This is a genomic window from Methylobacterium sp. A52T (assembly GCF_053346095.1).
The window spans coordinates 1-15,296 of record NZ_JBKFBI010000033.1 but is presented as its reverse complement, the minus strand read 5'-3'; the positions used below and the strand labels follow the sequence as shown (position 1 = coordinate 15,296).

Sequence of the window (15,296 nt, the reverse complement as noted above, 5' to 3'; positions counted from 1 at the left end):
GCGCCCTGCCCCGGCCGGAAGGCCGGGGCCCTCGCTCAACCCGCCGCGGCTGCCGGGTGGCGTCCGGCGCGCGACGGCTCACTCGAGCCTGTAGGCGACGACCGAATCGCCCGGCGTGGTCCCGAGCGAGCCGTGCCCGCCCGCCGCGATCACCACGTACTGCCGGCCGTCCCTGCCGCGATAGGTCATCGGGGTGGCCTGGCCGCCGGCCGGCAACGTCGTGGACCACAGGACCTCGCCGGTCTGCATGTCGTAGCCGCGGATGCGGTCGTCGAGCGTGGCGGCCGTGAACGCGACGCCGCCCGCCGTGGTCAGGGTGCCGCCGTGGGCCAGCATGCCCATCTCCAGGGGAAGCGGGACGGCCAGACCGCCGATCTTCTGCCCCGCGACCGTGCCGTTGCGGCGCTTCCAGGCGACGGTGCCGTCGGCGAGATTCACGCCGACGCGCACGCCCCAGGGCGGCGCGCTGCAGGGGATGCCGAGGGCGGAGCGCATGTGCGCGATCGAGATCGCGTAGCGGCCGCCGAGATTCTCGTTGACCGGGCTCGCCTCGGGATCGGCACCGAGGAGGCGCCTCTCCGGCTCGCCCGGCGGGCGCCGGAGCAGGCGGTAGATGTAGGGCAGGTATTGCGGGGTCGCGATCATCCAGTGGTGGACCGGATCGACCGCCACCGATCCCCAGTTGAACACCCCGATATTGCCGGGCCAGACGATCGCGCCCTCCGAAGCCTGGGGCGGCGTGAACGGGTTGCCGTCGTAGCGGTTCGACCGGAAGGCGAGGCGGCACTGGATCTGATCGAAGGGCGTGACGCCCCACATGCCGGCCTCCGTCAGCGGCGCCGGCGTGAAGCGGAGGGACGACATCGGCTGGACCGGGGACGGCGTCTCCCCCGGGATGTCGGTCCGGGTCGAGACCGGGACCGCGGAGACCGGCCGGATCGGGGCGCCGGTGCGGCGGTCGAGGACCCAGACGTTGCCGACCTTGGTGGGGATCAGGATCGCCGGCACCGTCCCGTCGTCCTGCGGCAGGGTGAGGAGGACCGGCTGGGACGGGTTATCGCGGTCCCACAGGTCGTGGTACGCGGTCCGGAACGCCCAGCGCAGCGCGCCGGTCTCCAGATCCAGCGCCGCCAGGGCGTCGATGAGGGCCTCGTCCGCCTTCGACCGGGCCACGCCCACCTGATCGGGCGACCGGTTGCCGAACGGCACGTAGACGAGCCCCAGCGCCTCGTCGGCCGAGAACTGCGTCCAGGCCACCGCCGAGTTGGGCTCGTACGACTCGCCGGGCCGCAGCGGCGCGGTCGCGTCGGGCTTGCCGGCGTCGAACTTCCAGACGATCGCGCCGGTGCGCACGTCGAAGGCGCGGATCACGCCCGAGGGGTTGTCCGCGTAGTAGTTGTCGGCGATCGCGCTGCCGAGGACGATGAGGTTCCGGGTCACCAGCGGCGCCGAGGTCTGCTGATAGGCGGCGCGCCGGAGGTTCGGCATCTGCGCCGTCAGGTCGACGAACCCGTCCGCCCCGAAGGTCCTGCACGGGGCGCCGGTCTCGGCGTTCAGCGCGTAGAGGCGGGCGTCGACCGAGGTCGCGATGATCCGGCGCGGGCACTCGGCGACCGCGGCCGCGACGGCGGCGGCCCGGTCGGCGTCGGTCTCCGCGGGCGGCGCGTAGCCGGCCGAGTCGTTGTAGGACACGCCGCGGCAGGTCTGGTGCTGGTACTGGCCGTCCCGCGCCATCTTCGGGTCGAAGGCCCAGACCAGCCGGCCGGTCTCGGGCTCCAGGGCCTGGACGATGTTGTGCGGCGTGCAGAGGTAGAGCAGCCCGTTCACTTTGATCGGCGTGGCCTCGAAGGTGAATTCCTTCGGATCCGCCCGGCTGTCGCCGCGCAGGTCGCCGGTATGGTGCTCCCAGGCCACGGCGAGGCCCCGGACATTGGCGGTGCCGATATCCGCCAGCGCCGAGTAGCGCTGGCCGAGATTGGTGCCGCCGTAGGCGACCCAATCGTCGGCCGGATAGGGAACGCCGCTCGGATCGACGGCGGCGGGCCCCGCCCCCGCGACCTTCGGCAGGCTGCCCCGCGTCTCGACCGGGTCGAAGAACCAGGACGCGGCACCCGAGCCCGCGATCAGCAGCACCACGACCCGGAGGGCGAGCGGGCCGTTCCCGAGGCCGGGTCTCCAGGGCCGCGCCGGCGCGTCGCGCAGGCGCCGCACTACGGAGGGCAGGCAGAGCACGAGCCCGACGAGGAGGAGCAGGCCCCCGCGCGGGATCCATTGCCACTTGTCGAGCCCGACCTCGCCCACCGTCCAGGCGAAGGCCGCCGCCAGCACCAGCGCGTAGATGCCGAGACCGTGCTGGCGCCGCCGGGCCAGCGCGACGCCGGTGGCGAGCAGCCCCGCGCCCAGGGCGACGTAGAACCAGGTTCCCCCCGCGAGCGCCAGCGTCAGGCCGAGGATCGCGAGGGCGAGCCCGAGCAGCGCGATCGACAGCGCTATCGTTCCGAGTACCACGGCGGTGATGTCCGCTTCCTGAGCCGGCCGGTCACGGCGCCGCCGGGGTCTGCCCCCGCGTCGGCCGCCGCGTGCCCGACGCTTATCGCCCCCGGAGCTGTCCCAGGGCTGGACACGGCGGCCGGACGGGGGCGCTCGGTTCCCCGCCGCGCCCCTCGCCGCCGCTCGCGGCGGGGCTCACGCGCCGGCCCGGTCCTCCGGACGCAGGGTGACCCGGTTGCCGTCGCGCAGCGAGGCCGGCGGGCCCACGACGACGCGCTCGCCGCCGTTCAGACCGTCGCGCAGCTCCAGGAGCGTGCGGGTCTGGCGAAAGATCGTGACGGGGCGCATCCGCACCACGCCCCCCCCGTCCCCGGCCGCCTCGACCACGGCCACGCGGGTCCCGTGCTGGTCGAAGATCAGCGCGTCGTTCGGCACCGTCACGGCGGGCGAGACCCGCGGGATCTCCAGCGTGATCGTGATGTAGAGTCCCGGCCGCAGCACCCCGTCGGGGTTGGGGATGTCGACCTGCGTGACCAGCGTGCGCGCGGCCGAGAGCAGCGTCGTCGACGAGCGCGAGACCGTGCCGGGGAAGATCCGGCCCGGGATCTGCGCCACCTCGACTGTGGCGGCCAGCCCGTCGCGGACGCCGTCGGCGGCGTAGAGCGGCACGTTCACCGCCATGCGCAGCACGTCGTCCCGGTTCAGCGTGAGGAGCGGCGCCCCCGTATTCGTGTCCGCCGTGACCGCGTCGCCGACGTCGTTGTTGCGGGCCGTCACCACCCCGTCGAAGGGCGCGCGGATCTCCTCGAAGCCGGTCAGGACCTCGAGCCGGGCGACCTGCGCCTCTTGGGCGGCGATGTTGGCCTCCGCGACCTTCACGGCGGCCCTGGCGGCGTCGACGTTGGCGGTCTGCGCAAGCACCCCGGCCTGGGAGGTGTCGGCGTTCTGCCGCGTCTCCACCCCGGTGCCGGCGAGCGTCGAGGTCCGCCGGTTGGTCACGTCGGCGAGGTGGCGGTTGGCCTCGGCCTGATCCACCATCGCCCGCGCCTGGATCAGCGCCGCCTGGAGCTGCAGCACCTGCGACTGGGCCTGGACCAGCTGCTGGTCGAGGTCGGGCGCGCTGATCCGGAACAGCAGGTCGCCCGCCTTCACGTGCGAGCCGATATCGACCTTCCGCTCGACGATGTAGCCGGTCGCCCGCGGGTAGAGGTTCGCGATGTCGAACGCCTGGGTGGTGCCCGTCTGGGTCAGGCTCAGGGTGTCGGAGGCCCGGGCCGCGGCGGCGACCCGCACGGTCGGCGGCTTCGCCTCGGCGGCGACCGGACTCGCCGCGCGCGACGCGTCCGGCCACAGGCGGTATCCGAGGACGCCGAGGCCCGCCAGCGCCAGCAGGGCGAGCCACCGGCGGCCGCCGCGGGCGGGCGGGACGGTTCCGTCCGTGGCTGAACTGTCCCGGTCCGCCATCCTCGCCCTCGGGTCGCGCCGCGCCTGAACCGCCGCCTCGGCGCCCGGCCGGGACGCGTGCGCCGCCGTATTCAATGCGCCGTATTCAATGCATAGACCGCGCGCGGGCTCCGGGCGAGATGCCGCAGCGCACAGCGCGGCCCGCCCGCGGATCCTCCGAGCACGCGACCGGTTTCCCTGCCACGGACTCAGGGACCGATCCACGATGACCGAGATCTCAAGGCGCGCCGTCATCGCAGCCGCCGGCGGCGCGATGGCCGCGTCCTCCGCCGCAGCGCAATCCGCCGGGCCGGCCCCGCGCCTCCCCGAGCGCGGCGGCAAGGGCGCCGACATCCTGGGCCCGCAGAACCGGCCCCGCGCCGCCGAGGAGCCGTTCACCCTGGCGCCGCCCGCCACCGACCACGGCACCATGCCGAACCTGAAATGGTCCTTCGCGGACAGCCACATGCGGCTGGAGGAGGGCGGCTGGGCGCGCCAGACCACGATCCGCGAGCTGCCGGTCTCCAAGGCCATGGCCGGGGTCAACATGCGGCTCAAGGCCGGTGCGGTCCGCGAGATGCACTGGCACAAGGAATCCGAGTGGGCCTACATGATCAAGGGCAGGGCCCGGATCACCGCGGTCGACCAAGACGGGCGCACCTTCGCGGACGATGTCGGTGCGGGCGACCTCTGGTACTTCCCGGGCGGCATCCCGCACTCCATCCAGGGGCTCGCCGCCGACGGGATCGACGGGTGCGAGTTCCTGCTCGTCTTCGACGACGGCGGTTTCTCGGAGGATTCCACCTTCCTGCTGACCGACTGGCTGGCCCACACGCCCCGGGACGTGCTCGCCAAGAATTTCGGCCTGCCCGAGAGCGCCTTCGCCAGGATCCCCGAGAAGGAGCTCTACATCTTCCCCGGCCCGAAGCCCGGCCCGCTCGCGGCCGACAGGATGGGCGGTTCCGGGCCGGTGCCGAAGACCTTCAGCCACCGCATGCTGGCGCAGGAACCGGTCCGCACCCGGGGCGGCAGCGTGCGCATCACCGATTCCACGGTGTTCCCGGCTTCCGTGACGATCGCGGCGGCCCTGGTCGAGGTCGAGCCCGGAGGGCTGCGCGAGCTGCACTGGCACCCGAACAGCGACGAGTGGCAGTACTACCTCTCCGGCCAGGGCCGGATGACGGTGTTCGGCTCGGAATCGAAGGCCCGCACCTTCGACTACCGGGCCGGCGACGTCGGCTACGTGCCCTTCGCCATGGGGCACTACATCGAGAATACCGGCGACACGACCCTGACGTTCCTGGAGATGTTCAAGAGCCCGCGCTACGCCGACATCTCCCTGACGCAGTGGCTGGCCCTGACCTCGCACCCCCTGGTCCAGGCCCATACCGGGCTGGATCCCGAGCGCCTTGAGGCCCTTCCGGAGACGAAGTCCCCCGTCGTGCCGGGTTGACGCGCCCGGGAACCCGGACCGATCCTGGCGCGTCGACTCGCACAAGCGTTTCCGAAACCCGCTCGACTCTCGCACGGAGGGACCCATGCGTGCCGCGTCCCGCGCGCTCCTCGCCCTGGCGCTCGCCCTCCCGGCGGGCTCCGCCTGGGCGCAGGTGCAGCAGAACGACCCGAATGCCGCCAACGCCTCATTCGCCCTGCAGGGCCAGATCCGGTCGCTCAACCAGCAGCGGGTCTCGGACTTCAACACGCTGAACCAGTCGTTCCAGCGCAACGTCCAGGCCGATTCCTTCGGGCCCTACCTGCCCTATCGGGGCGTCCGCGGGGATGTGTACCGGGGCCGCCATATCGGTCGCAACGGGATCGTGCGGCGGGGCGGCGGCCTCAACACGAGCGTCTGCACCGGCTGCTGACATCGGCCTCCGCGCCGCCGGGATATCCGCGCAGAGCGGGGAAAGCCCGAAAAAAACCTTTTCCCGCGGGCACGCTTCCCCCAGAAGCTGGGCCCATGGTGGCGTGCGCATGAATATCCTGCTGATCGGCTCCGGCGGCCGCGAGCACGCCCTGGCCTGGCGACTGGCCCAGAGCCCGCTCTGCACCCGCCTGTTCACGGCGCCGGGCAATCCCGGCACGGCGCGCCACGGGACCAACCGGCCGGACCTCAAGGTCACGGACCACGCGGCCGTCGCCGCCTTCTGCGCGGCGGAGTCGATCGGCCTCGTGGTGGTCGGGCCCGAGGCGCCCCTCGTCGCCGGCCTGGTGGACGACCTGAAGGCTGCCGGGATCCGCGCCTTCGGGCCGACCCGCGACGCCGCCCGGCTCGAGGGCTCGAAGGGCTTCACCAAGGATCTCTGCGCCGCCTGCAACATCCCGACCGCCGCCTTCGCGCGCTTCACCGAACTGGAGCCGGCGCTGGCCTATGTCCGCCAGCAGGGCGCCCCGATCGTCGTGAAGGCCGACGGCCTCGCCGCCGGCAAGGGCGTCACCGTGGCCGAGACGGTCGATCAGGCCGAGGACGCGCTGACCGGCCTCTTCGCCGAGCCCGGCGCCGAGGTCGTGGTCGAGGAGTGCTTGTTCGGCGAGGAGGCGAGCTTCTTCGCCCTGTGCGACGGCACGCGGGCGATCTCCCTCGGCACCGCCCAGGACCACAAGCGGGTCTTCGACGGGGACCGGGGGCCCAATACCGGCGGCATGGGCGCCTATTCCCCGGCCCGGGTGGTCACCCCGGAGATCGAGGCCCGGGTCATGGCCGAGATCATCGCGCCGACCCTCGCCGGCATGCGGGCCCGCGGCTGCCCGTTCACCGGCATCCTGTACGCCGGCCTGATGCTCACCGCCGACGGCCCCAAGCTGATCGAGTACAACACCCGCTTCGGCGACCCCGAGGCGCAGGTGCTGATGCCGCGCCTCGCCTCCGACCTCGTGCCGGCCCTGCTCTCGGCCTGCGAGGGCGACCTCTCCGGCGTGAGCCTGGAATTCGATCCGCACCGGGCGGCCCTCACCGTGGTGATGGCGGCGGCCGGCTATCCGGGCGCCGTGGTCCGGGGCTCGGTGATCCGGGGCGTCGACGCCGCCGAGGGCGACGGGGTTCACGTGTTCCAGGCCGGCACCCGTGCCGAGGACGGGCAGCTGCTCGCCGATGGCGGCCGGGTCCTGGCGGTGACGGCCCTCGGCGACAGCGTCACGGACGCCAAGGCCCGCGCCTACGCGGCGGTGGCCCGGATCGACTGGCCGGAGGGTTTCTGCCGGCGCGACATCGGGTTCCGCGCGGTGGCGCGGGAGGCGGGAGAGGGCTGAACCTCCGGTCTCGCTCGTGGCGGGTGCCCCGGGCCCCACCCCACCCCACCCTGCCCTCCCGGACGAGGCGGGCGTGCCCGGAATGACGGGGTTGTCCGGGTCAAGCCGCCCGCCCCCTACTCCCCCACCGCCGCGCCGGCCGGCCGGCGGTTGTCGTTGGCGCCGTAGAGCAGGCCCGGCCGCATCCGCTCCGTGCGCGAGGCGTCGTTGCCCGACGACGCGGCCTCCGGCAGGGCGGGCGCCGCGGCCCGGACCGCGATGAGCTCCTGCGCCCCCCAGGGCCTCTGCTCGACGATCGTGTGGCCCATGCCCCTGAGGATGGCCTGGGTGTCCGCCGAGAGCGCGAAGGGCTCGGCGTAGACCGTGTCGGGCAGCCACTGGTGATGGATGCGCGGGGCGTCCACCGCCTCCTGCGGCTCCATGCCGAAATCGAGCACGTTGATCAGCGTCTGCGCGTTGATCGTGATGATCCGCGAGCCCCCCGGCGAGCCCGCCACCAGCGCGACCTTGCCGTCGCGCAGCACGATCGTGGGCGCCATGGACGAGAGCGGGCGCTTGCCCGGCTGGATCGCGTTCCTCGTCCCCTGCACGAGGCCGAACAGGTTCGGCACCCCGGTCTTGACCGTGAAATCGTCCATCTCGTCGTTGAGGAAGAACCCCGTGTCGCCGGCGATCACCCCGGCGCCGAAATAGCCGTTGATCGTGTAGGTCAGCGCGACCGCGTTGCCGGCCTTGTCCATCACCGAGATGTGGGTGGTCTCGGGCCGTTCCCGCGCCTCCGGTCCCGGATCCGGGCGGATCTCCGCCGACGGGGTCGCCCGGTCCGGGCGGATCGAGGCCCGGAGCGTCTCCGCGTAGGCCGGCGACAGCAGCCGGTTGACCGGGTTCTCCACGAAGGCCGGGTCGCCGAGCAGCAGGTTGCGGTCCGCGTAGGCGCGCCGCATCGCCTCGACCATCAGGTGCACGGTCCGGGCCGAGTTGAACCCGGCGGCCCGCAGGTCGTAGCCGTCGAGGATGCTGAGGATCTCGCAGAGCGTGGTGCCGCCGGACGAGGGCGGGGGCGCCGACAGGATCGTGGCGCCCCGGTAGCGGCAGGTGAGCGGCTCGGACTGCGTCACCGTGTAGGCGGCGAAGTCGGAGGCCGTCAGCAGGCCGCCGCCGGCCCGGGAGGCCGCCTCCACGGCTGCCGGGATCGCGCCCTTGTAGAACGCGTCCGCGCCGCGCTCCGCGATAGCCTGGAGGGTGCGGGCGAGGTCGGCCTGGACCAGCCGGTCCCCGGGCCGCCAGGGGCTGCCGTCCGGGCGCAGGAAGATCCGGGCGACGTTCGCTTGGCCCGCGAACAGCTTCGTGCCGGATTCGAGGATGTCGGTGTCGCCCCGGGTCAGCACGAACCCGTCCCGGGCGAGCGCGATCGCCGGCGCCATCACCCGCGCCAGCGGCAGGGTCCCGTACTCGGCGAGGGCGGTGTTGAGGCCGAGCACCGTCCCGGGCACGCCGGCCGCCTTCCAGCCGCGCAGGCTCGCACCCTTCACGACGTTGCCGGCGGCGTCGAGGTACATGTCCCGGGTGGCGGCCGCCGGAGCCGTCTCGCGGAAATTGATGAAGCGGCTGCGTCCGTCGGCGCTGTGGAGCACCAAGAAACCGCCCCCGCCGATGTTGCCGCAGCAGGGGTTCACCACCGCCTCGGCGTAGGCGACCGCCACCGCGGCGTCGACGGCGTTGCCGCCGGCCCTCAGGATGTCGGCGCCCACCTGCGAGGCGAGGCGCTGGGACGAGACCACCATCCCGTTCTCGGCCTCGACGGCCGGTCCCGAGGCGGAGCGCGCGGCGGGCGCGCCCAGGGCGAGCAGGGCCGTCAGGAGCAGCGCGCGTGCCGGTGCGATCATCCCTGCCCTCTCCGGTGCGGGTCCCGCGCCGCCATATAGGGCGGGCGGAACACTTCGCGCGATCCCTGGAGGGTGCCTTCGAGGCTGCTGCGCCGCACCTCAGGATGAGGGCAGAGCGAAGGGAGGTGAGGGATCTGGCCGATCTGCCCCACTCGGTTTCGCTTGAACGCTTCGGTTGCGGTGCCCCTCTCCGTCATCACGAGCGCAGCGAAGTGACCCAGGGTCGCGCCACGTCATGAAGCGTGGCGCTGCCTGGATTGCTTCGCTCCGCTCGCAAGGACGGCGGTGCCGAAGGCATCGACCGGTAACGGTATCAGCCGTTGCGGAACGTGTAGCTGTAGCCGTTCAGCGCCGGCGCGCCGCCGAGATGGGCGTAGAGCACCTTCGAGCCCTTCGGGAAGAAGCCCTTCTTCACGAGGTCGATCATGCCCTGCATCGACTTCCCCTCGTAGACCGGGTCGGTGATCATCCCCTCGAGCCGGGCCGAGAGGCGGATCGCCTCCACGGTCTCCTTGGAGGGCACGCCGTAGACCGGGTAGGCGTAATCCTCGTTGAGAACCACGTCGTCGGCCACGATGTCGCCCGCGCCGACCAGGGCGGCGGTGTTCTGGGCGATGTCGAGGACCTGGGCCTTGGTTTGGGCCGGGGTGCAGGAGGCGTCGATGCCGATGACGTTGCGGGCGCGCCCGTCGGCCGAGAAGCCCACCAGCATGCCGGCATGGGTCGAGCCCGTCACCGTGCAGACCACCACGTAGTCGAAGCGCAGGCCCATCTCGGCCTCCTGCTTGCGCACCTCCTCGGCGAAGCCGACGTAGCCGAGCCCGCCGTACTTGTGCACCGAGGCGCCGGCCGGGATCGCGTAGGGCTTGCCGCCCTCGGCCTCGACCTCGGCGAGCGCGCGCTTCCACGAATCGCGGATGCCGATGTCGAAACCGTCATCCACGAGCTGCGTCTGCGCGCCCATGATCCGCGACAGGAGGATGTTGCCGACCCGGTCGTAGACGGCGTCCTCGTGGGGCACCCAGGCCTCCTGGATCAGCCGGCACTTCATCCCGATCTTGGCGGCCACCGCCGCGACCATGCGGGTGTGGTTCGACTGCACGCCGCCGATCGACACCAGCGTGTCGGCGCCGCTCTTGATCGCGTCCGGCACGATGTACTCGAGCTTGCGCAGCTTGTTGCCGCCGTAGGCGAGGCCGGAATTGCAATCCTCGCGCTTGGCGTAGAGCTCGACGTCCCCGCCGAGATGCGCGGTCAGGCGCTTGAGCGGCTCGATCGGCGTCGGGCCGAAGGTCAGGGGATAGCGCTCGAACTTGTCCAGCATCGGGTCTCTCCGGATCTCGGGGCGCGCCCGGGGACAGGAGCGGTCTCGGTCCGCCCGGGCGCGTCGAAGCGAGGCCTCGGCGACGGCCCGGCGCGAGGCCCGACTGCGTCTTCGAGGCGCGGGGAGAAATTACCCGATCCGCGATGAAAGGTGCTCTCGATCTTCGGGCCTGAGCAGACCTCGGCTTGCGCTTCTGGATTGAATAGCTACGGAGAACTCCGGATTTAACGACATACCTGAAAGAATCGTCCATGTCCGCAGGGCTCGACCGGATCGACCAGAAGATCCTCCGCCTCCTCCAGACGGACGGGCGCATGGCGAATGCCGAGATCGCCGAGCGGGTCGGCACCAGTGCGGCCACCTGCCATCGCCGGATCCAGCGCCTGTTCGCGGACGGGTTCGTGCGGGCGGTCCGGGCGCTGATCGATCCGATGCGGGTCGGGCGCGGCACCCTGGTCTTCGTCGGCGTCGTGCTCGACCGCTCGACGCCCGAGAGTTTCTCCGAGTTCGAGGCCGCCGTGCGGGCGATTCCCGCGCTCCTCGATTGCCACCTCGTGGCCGGCGACTTCGACTACATGCTGAAGATCCGGGTCTCCGACATGGCCGACTTCAACCGCCTCCACAGCGCCACGCTGATCGGCCTGCCCGGGGTGCGCCAGACCCGGACCTTCTTCGTCATGAAGGAGGTGATCGACAACGCGCCGCTCGATCTCTGATGCGGCCTCGGTTGATGCCCGCGCCGTCATCGCGAGCGCAGCGACGTGACCCAGGGCCGCGCGACGTCCGGAAGCGTGGCGCTGTTGGATTGCTTCGCTCCGCTCGCAAGGACGGCGGCCGCAGCCATCAGCCGGAAACGGGATAGGCCCCCTACCCCTCCCCGCGCCGCGCCTTGCGCAGCGCCTCCCACCGGTCGAGGCGCTCGGCGAGCCGGGTCTCGTAGCCCCGCTCGGTCGGCTGGTAGAGGTGCTGGCGCCCGAGCGCGTCGGGCCAGTAATCCTGGCCCGAGAAGGCGTCGGGCTCGTCGTGGTCGTAGCGGTAGCCCTCGCCGTAGCCGATCCGCTTCATCAGCTTGGTCGGCGCGTTGAGGATGGTCCGCGGCGGCGGCAGGGAGCCCGCCTCCTTGGCCAGCCGCGTCGCGGCCTTATAGGCGGTGTAGACGGCGTTCGATTTCGGCGCGCAGGCGAGGTAGATCGCCGCCTGCGCGAGGGCCAGCTCGCCCTCGGGGCTGCCGAGGAAGTCGAACGCGTCCTTGGCGGCGTTGGCCACCACCAGCGCCTGCGGGTCGGCAAGCCCGATATCCTCCACAGCCATGCGCACGAGCCGGCGGGCGATGAACAGCCGATCCTCCCCGGCATCGAGCATCCGGCAGAGATAGTAGAGCGCCGCGTCCGGATCCGAGCCGCGCACGGTCTTGTGGAGCGCCGAGATCAGGTTGTAGTGGCCCTCCTGCGCCTTGTCGTAGATGGGCGCGCGCCGCTGCACGATCGCTTGCAGCGCCTCGGCGTCGAGGGTCTCGCCGGGCCGGGCCGAGCGCCAGACCTCTTCCGCCAGGGTCAGGGCCGCGCGGCCGTCGCCGTCGGCCATGCGGACCAGCACGCCGCGCGCCTCCTCGGTGAGCGGCAGGGCCTGGCCCGTCAGCGCCTCGGCCCGGACCAGCAGCCGCGCGACGGCGCCCGGATCGAGGGCCCGGAACAGCAGCACCCGGGCGCGGGACAGGAGCGCGGCGTTCAGCTCGAAGGACGGGTTCTCCGTCGTCGCGCCCACCAGCGTGACGGTCCCGTCCTCCATCACCGGCAGGAAGGCGTCGAGCTGGGCCCGGTTGAACCGGTGGATCTCGTCGACGAACAGCAGGGTCCCCTGCCCGGTCGCCCGCCGCTTGCGCGCCGCCTCGAACACCTTCCGCAGGTCCGGCACGCCGGAGAAGATCGCCGAGATCTGCTCGAAATGCAGGTCGGTGCCCTGGGCGAGCAGCCGCGCCACCGTGGTCTTGCCGGTGCCGGGCGGCCCCCAGAAGATCAGCGAGCCGAGCGTCCGTCCCCGCAGCAGGCGCGTGAGCGCCCCGCCCTCCCCGGTCAGGTGTTCCTGGCCGACGACCTCGGCCAGGGTCTGCGGGCGCAGCCGGTCCGCCAGCGGGCGGGCGGCTTCGGCGCCGGGGGGGCGGCCGGGATCCGGCGCGGCGGGTGTTTCCGCGGAGGCGAACAGGTCGGACATCCGCGCATCAACACCGGGCGCGGCCGGGGGCGCAAGCCGGGAGCCGGGGCTTGCCCACGGCCACGGACTCGGCGCCCCGCGACGGGATCAGCCGCCGAACACCGAGGTCAGGATCTCGCCGTTGCGGTTGATCGCGACCTCCCAGGAATTGAGGCTGTTGCGGGTGACCCGGTCGAGGTCCTTGGTGGTCGCCATCGGCACGCCGTTGACCGCCACGATCACGTCGCCCTTCTGCAGCCCGACCCGGGCCGCGATGGAGTTCTCGTCCACCGCCTGCACGGCCACGCCCTCGGCCGGGAAGTCCACCTGCATCTCCTCGGCCACCGCCGGCGAGGTGTTGACGAGGGTCGCGCCGAGGAAGGGCGAGCGGGTCTTCACCTTGAGCGCGTCCCGGGGACGCGTCTCGGGAGCCGGGGCGAGCTTGACCGGGACCGTCTGCCGGGTCGTGCCGCGCAGGATCCCGAACCGGGCGTGGCCCTGCACGCCCTTCAGGGCGAAGCGGTAGCCGAAGGCTTCCGGATCGGCGACCTCCTGGCCGTCGACCGTGAGGATCAGGTCGCCGCGCTTCAGCCCCGCCTCCTCGGCCGGGCTCTTGGGCTGGAGGCTCGCCACCAGCACGCCGGTCGGGTGGTCGAGGCCCATGCTGTCGGCGATGTCGGGCGTCACGCTCTGGATGCGCGCCCCGAGCCAGGGCCGGCGCACGACGTTCGCCCCGTCCCGGGCGGCGTCGACCACCGCCTTGACCATGCCCACCGGGATCGCGAAGCCGATGCCGTGGCTGCCGCCCGACTGCGAGTAGATCGCGGTGTTGATGCCGACGAGCTGCCCGCGCAGGTCCACCAGCGCGCCGCCGGAATTGCCCGGGTTGATCGCCGCGTCGGTCTGGATGAAGTACTGGTAGTCCGCCGAGCCGACCTGCGTGCGCGCCAGCGCCGAGACGATGCCCTGCGTCACCGTCTGACCGACGCCGAACGGGTTGCCGATCGCCATCACGAAGTCGCCGACCTCCAGGGCGTCGGCATCGCCGAACGGCATCGGCACCAGGCCCTTCGGCGGCTCCTTGATCTTGAGCACCGCGAGGTCGGTGCGGGTGTCGCGCATCACGATCGTGGCCTCGAACTCGCGGCGATCCGCCAGGGCGATCCGGACCTCGTTCATGTTGTCGATGACGTGGTTGTTGGTGATCACGAGCCCGTCGGCATCGACCAGCACGCCCGAGCCCAGGGAGCGCTGCGCCCGGTCACCCCGGGGGCCGCGGCCGCCCTCCGGCTCGCCGAAGAAGCGGCGCATGAACTCCTCCATGGCGCTGGTGCGCGCGCTGGAGCGCTTGTCCACGTGGGAGGCGTAGACGTTCACCACCGAGGGCGCGGCCCGCTTCACCACGGGGGCGAAGGAGAGCTGCACGTCGGCCTTGCTGAGCGGCACGACCTTCGCGGTGCCGTCCTTCGCGGGCTCCCGGGTCTCCGTCCGCGCCATCTGCGCCGCGGCCGGGCTGGCGGCCAGCAGGGCTGCGACGAGGGCGGGCAGGGTGAGGCGGGTCAGCATGCAGGGCTCCGGCGTCTGGGCGGGCGCGCCGTCCAGGCCGAGACAAGGCAGGCGCACCGTGCGGCCCCACGCTATCGAGGCCGATTGCGGCAGGTCGACGACACCTTCGCCGCAGGCGGGGCGTGTCGCCGTCAGACGGCTTCCTTGCTGCGCGCCCGCCGCTTCCCGGCGGGCTGCGGCGCGGGCTCGGCTTCGGGTTCCGGCACCGCGGCGCGCGGCTGCCCGAGGCCCAGGGAGCGGGCGAGCTGCGAGCGCTGCTCGGAATAGCTCTGGGCCGTCATCGGGTAATCCGAGGCGAGGCCCCACTTGGCGCGGTAGGCCTCCGGCGTCAGGCCGCGCAGGGTGAGGTGCCGGCGCAGCGTCTTGTAGGGCTTCCCGTCCTCGAACGAGATCAGGAAGTCCGGATTGATCGAGCGCCGGATCTCCTGCGCGGTCGCCTTGGCGATCGGCGGGCTCTGGCCGGCGTCGCAGACCCCCCGAATCGCCGCGTGCACCTCGTTGAGGAGGCCGGGCAGATCCGCGCTCTGCACGTGATTGTGGCTCACATAGGCCGAGACGATCTCGGAGGCGAGCGTGACGAGGCGGAGAGAGCCGCCGTTCGACTGAGCCATGTCTCGTGCGTTGCCTTCTCGTGATGACGAAACTCGCCAGAACGCAAGCACTGCGTCGCGATTCGGACGCCTGATACAATCGCATTCGCAAGAAGCGTCAAGTCTTAAATTCGGAACTGGGGTATACGGTCCCAAATAGCGTAAGAAGAGTGATCTTGATCGCTCAACCTCAAGGAGTAATGCCTGTCAGGGTCTCGCTTGTGCGCAATCGATATTGCCGAATTATCCCTGCGACCTGGCGCGGTCGGCACTCTACAGCCGAAGGTGCGATGCGGTGCCGGCTATAGAGCTTTCGAGGCCGTTTCTGCCCATCGATTGTGCATTCGCGGAGCGTCGCCGGTCGATACCTCAGGGCCGAAAAGACAACCTCAGCGACGCTTTACGGCGGTCGCGCCTCGGCGGTGAGCGACGGAGGGTCTGGAAGCGGACCGGCGGTGCGACGGCAGCGCAACCTGATCGCGAACCCGCCCGGGCGTTCGGGCCCGGTTCGTGGCCGGACAAACGCAGAACCCGCCGCGCTGTTGAGCGCGGCGGGTT

Annotated in this window: 11 protein-coding genes; 4 read left to right on the top strand and 7 right to left on the bottom strand. The window is 72.0% G+C overall.

Annotated features, from left to right (window positions below; genetic code table 11):
• Positions 1-78: 78 nt before the first annotated feature.
• The gene (locus ACLBYE_RS10710) at positions 79-2,508 is read right to left on the bottom strand and encodes a membrane-bound PQQ-dependent dehydrogenase, glucose/quinate/shikimate family (RefSeq protein ID WP_447694165.1); all 2,430 of its coding nucleotides are present in this window, start codon (positions 2,506-2,508) and stop codon (positions 79-81) included.
• 177 nt (positions 2,509-2,685) lie between these two features.
• Entirely contained in the window at positions 2,686-3,954 is a 1,269-nt protein-coding gene (locus tag ACLBYE_RS10705) for an efflux RND transporter periplasmic adaptor subunit (protein ID WP_447694164.1), read from the bottom strand.
• Positions 3,955-4,159: 205 nt separating this feature from the next.
• Between ACLBYE_RS10705 and ACLBYE_RS10700 the strand changes: the two genes are divergently transcribed.
• The 3 genes from ACLBYE_RS10700 (at position 4,160) to purD (ending at position 7,182) form a co-directional block, all read left to right on the top strand.
• Positions 4,160-5,386: an oxalate decarboxylase family bicupin gene (locus tag ACLBYE_RS10700; protein ID WP_447694163.1), complete on the top strand. Its 1,227-nt coding sequence runs from the start codon at positions 4,160-4,162 to the stop codon at positions 5,384-5,386.
• Positions 5,387-5,471: 85 nt separating this feature from the next.
• Positions 5,472-5,798 (top strand): hypothetical protein, encoded by a 327-nt coding sequence (locus ACLBYE_RS10695; RefSeq protein WP_447694162.1) that lies wholly within the window; start codon positions 5,472-5,474, stop codon positions 5,796-5,798.
• A gap of 109 nt (positions 5,799-5,907) precedes the next feature.
• Positions 5,908-7,182 carry a phosphoribosylamine--glycine ligase gene (purD, locus tag ACLBYE_RS10690; RefSeq protein WP_447694161.1) on the top strand — a complete coding sequence of 425 codons (1,275 nt, stop codon included), beginning with the start codon at positions 5,908-5,910 and terminating at the stop codon, positions 7,180-7,182.
• A 116-nt stretch (positions 7,183-7,298) separates the two neighbouring features.
• On the opposite strand, the gene ggt is transcribed toward purD, so the two are convergent.
• Together ggt and ACLBYE_RS10680 are read right to left on the bottom strand one after the other, a co-directional pair.
• Positions 7,299-9,068, bottom strand: a complete 1,770-nt coding sequence (gene ggt / locus ACLBYE_RS10685) for a gamma-glutamyltransferase (RefSeq protein ID WP_447694160.1) — start codon at positions 9,066-9,068, stop codon at positions 7,299-7,301.
• Positions 9,069-9,381: 313 nt separating this feature from the next.
• Entirely contained in the window at positions 9,382-10,392 is a 1,011-nt protein-coding gene (locus tag ACLBYE_RS10680) for a 1-aminocyclopropane-1-carboxylate deaminase (RefSeq protein ID WP_447694159.1), read from the bottom strand.
• Between the two features lie 251 nt (positions 10,393-10,643).
• On the opposite strand from ACLBYE_RS10680, the gene ACLBYE_RS10675 reads away from it, so the two are divergent.
• Positions 10,644-11,108, top strand: coding sequence for an Lrp/AsnC family transcriptional regulator (locus ACLBYE_RS10675; RefSeq protein WP_020095546.1), 465 nt, complete (start codon positions 10,644-10,646; stop codon positions 11,106-11,108).
• A 151-nt stretch (positions 11,109-11,259) separates the two neighbouring features.
• Here ACLBYE_RS10675 and ACLBYE_RS10670 read toward each other — a convergent pair whose 3' ends face one another.
• The 3 genes from ACLBYE_RS10670 to ACLBYE_RS10660 form a co-directional block, all read right to left on the bottom strand.
• Positions 11,260-12,603: a replication-associated recombination protein A gene (locus tag ACLBYE_RS10670; RefSeq protein WP_447694158.1), complete on the bottom strand. Its 1,344-nt coding sequence runs from the start codon at positions 12,601-12,603 to the stop codon at positions 11,260-11,262.
• An 87-nt stretch (positions 12,604-12,690) separates the two neighbouring features.
• Positions 12,691-14,148, bottom strand: a complete 1,458-nt coding sequence (locus tag ACLBYE_RS10665; RefSeq protein ID WP_042674063.1) for a Do family serine endopeptidase — start codon at positions 14,146-14,148, stop codon at positions 12,691-12,693.
• A gap of 131 nt (positions 14,149-14,279) precedes the next feature.
• Complete coding sequence (locus tag ACLBYE_RS10660) at positions 14,280-14,759, bottom strand: MucR family transcriptional regulator (RefSeq protein ID WP_447694157.1); 480 nt, start codon at positions 14,757-14,759, stop codon at positions 14,280-14,282.
• Between the last annotated feature and the right edge of the window lie 537 nt (positions 14,760-15,296).

Excerpts from the sequence above, each read along its gene's own strand:
- ACLBYE_RS10705 (WP_447694164.1), bottom strand. The coding sequence starts at position 3,954 with ATGGCGGACCGGGACAGTTCAGCCACGGACGGAACCGTCCCGCCCGCC.
- ACLBYE_RS10700 (WP_447694163.1), top strand. The coding sequence starts at position 4,160 with ATGACCGAGATCTCAAGGCGCGCCGTCATCGCAGCCGCCGGCGGCGCG.
- ACLBYE_RS10695 (WP_447694162.1), top strand. The coding sequence starts at position 5,472 with ATGCGTGCCGCGTCCCGCGCGCTCCTCGCCCTGGCGCTCGCCCTCCCG.
- purD (WP_447694161.1), top strand. The coding sequence starts at position 5,908 with ATGAATATCCTGCTGATCGGCTCCGGCGGCCGCGAGCACGCCCTGGCC.
- ggt (WP_447694160.1), bottom strand. The coding sequence starts at position 9,068 with ATGATCGCACCGGCACGCGCGCTGCTCCTGACGGCCCTGCTCGCCCTG.
- ACLBYE_RS10680 (WP_447694159.1), bottom strand. The coding sequence starts at position 10,392 with ATGCTGGACAAGTTCGAGCGCTATCCCCTGACCTTCGGCCCGACGCCG.
- ACLBYE_RS10675 (WP_020095546.1), top strand. The coding sequence starts at position 10,644 with ATGTCCGCAGGGCTCGACCGGATCGACCAGAAGATCCTCCGCCTCCTC.
- ACLBYE_RS10670 (WP_447694158.1), bottom strand. The coding sequence starts at position 12,603 with ATGTCCGACCTGTTCGCCTCCGCGGAAACACCCGCCGCGCCGGATCCC.
- ACLBYE_RS10665 (WP_042674063.1), bottom strand. The coding sequence starts at position 14,148 with ATGCTGACCCGCCTCACCCTGCCCGCCCTCGTCGCAGCCCTGCTGGCC.
- ACLBYE_RS10660 (WP_447694157.1), bottom strand. The coding sequence starts at position 14,759 with ATGGCTCAGTCGAACGGCGGCTCTCTCCGCCTCGTCACGCTCGCCTCC.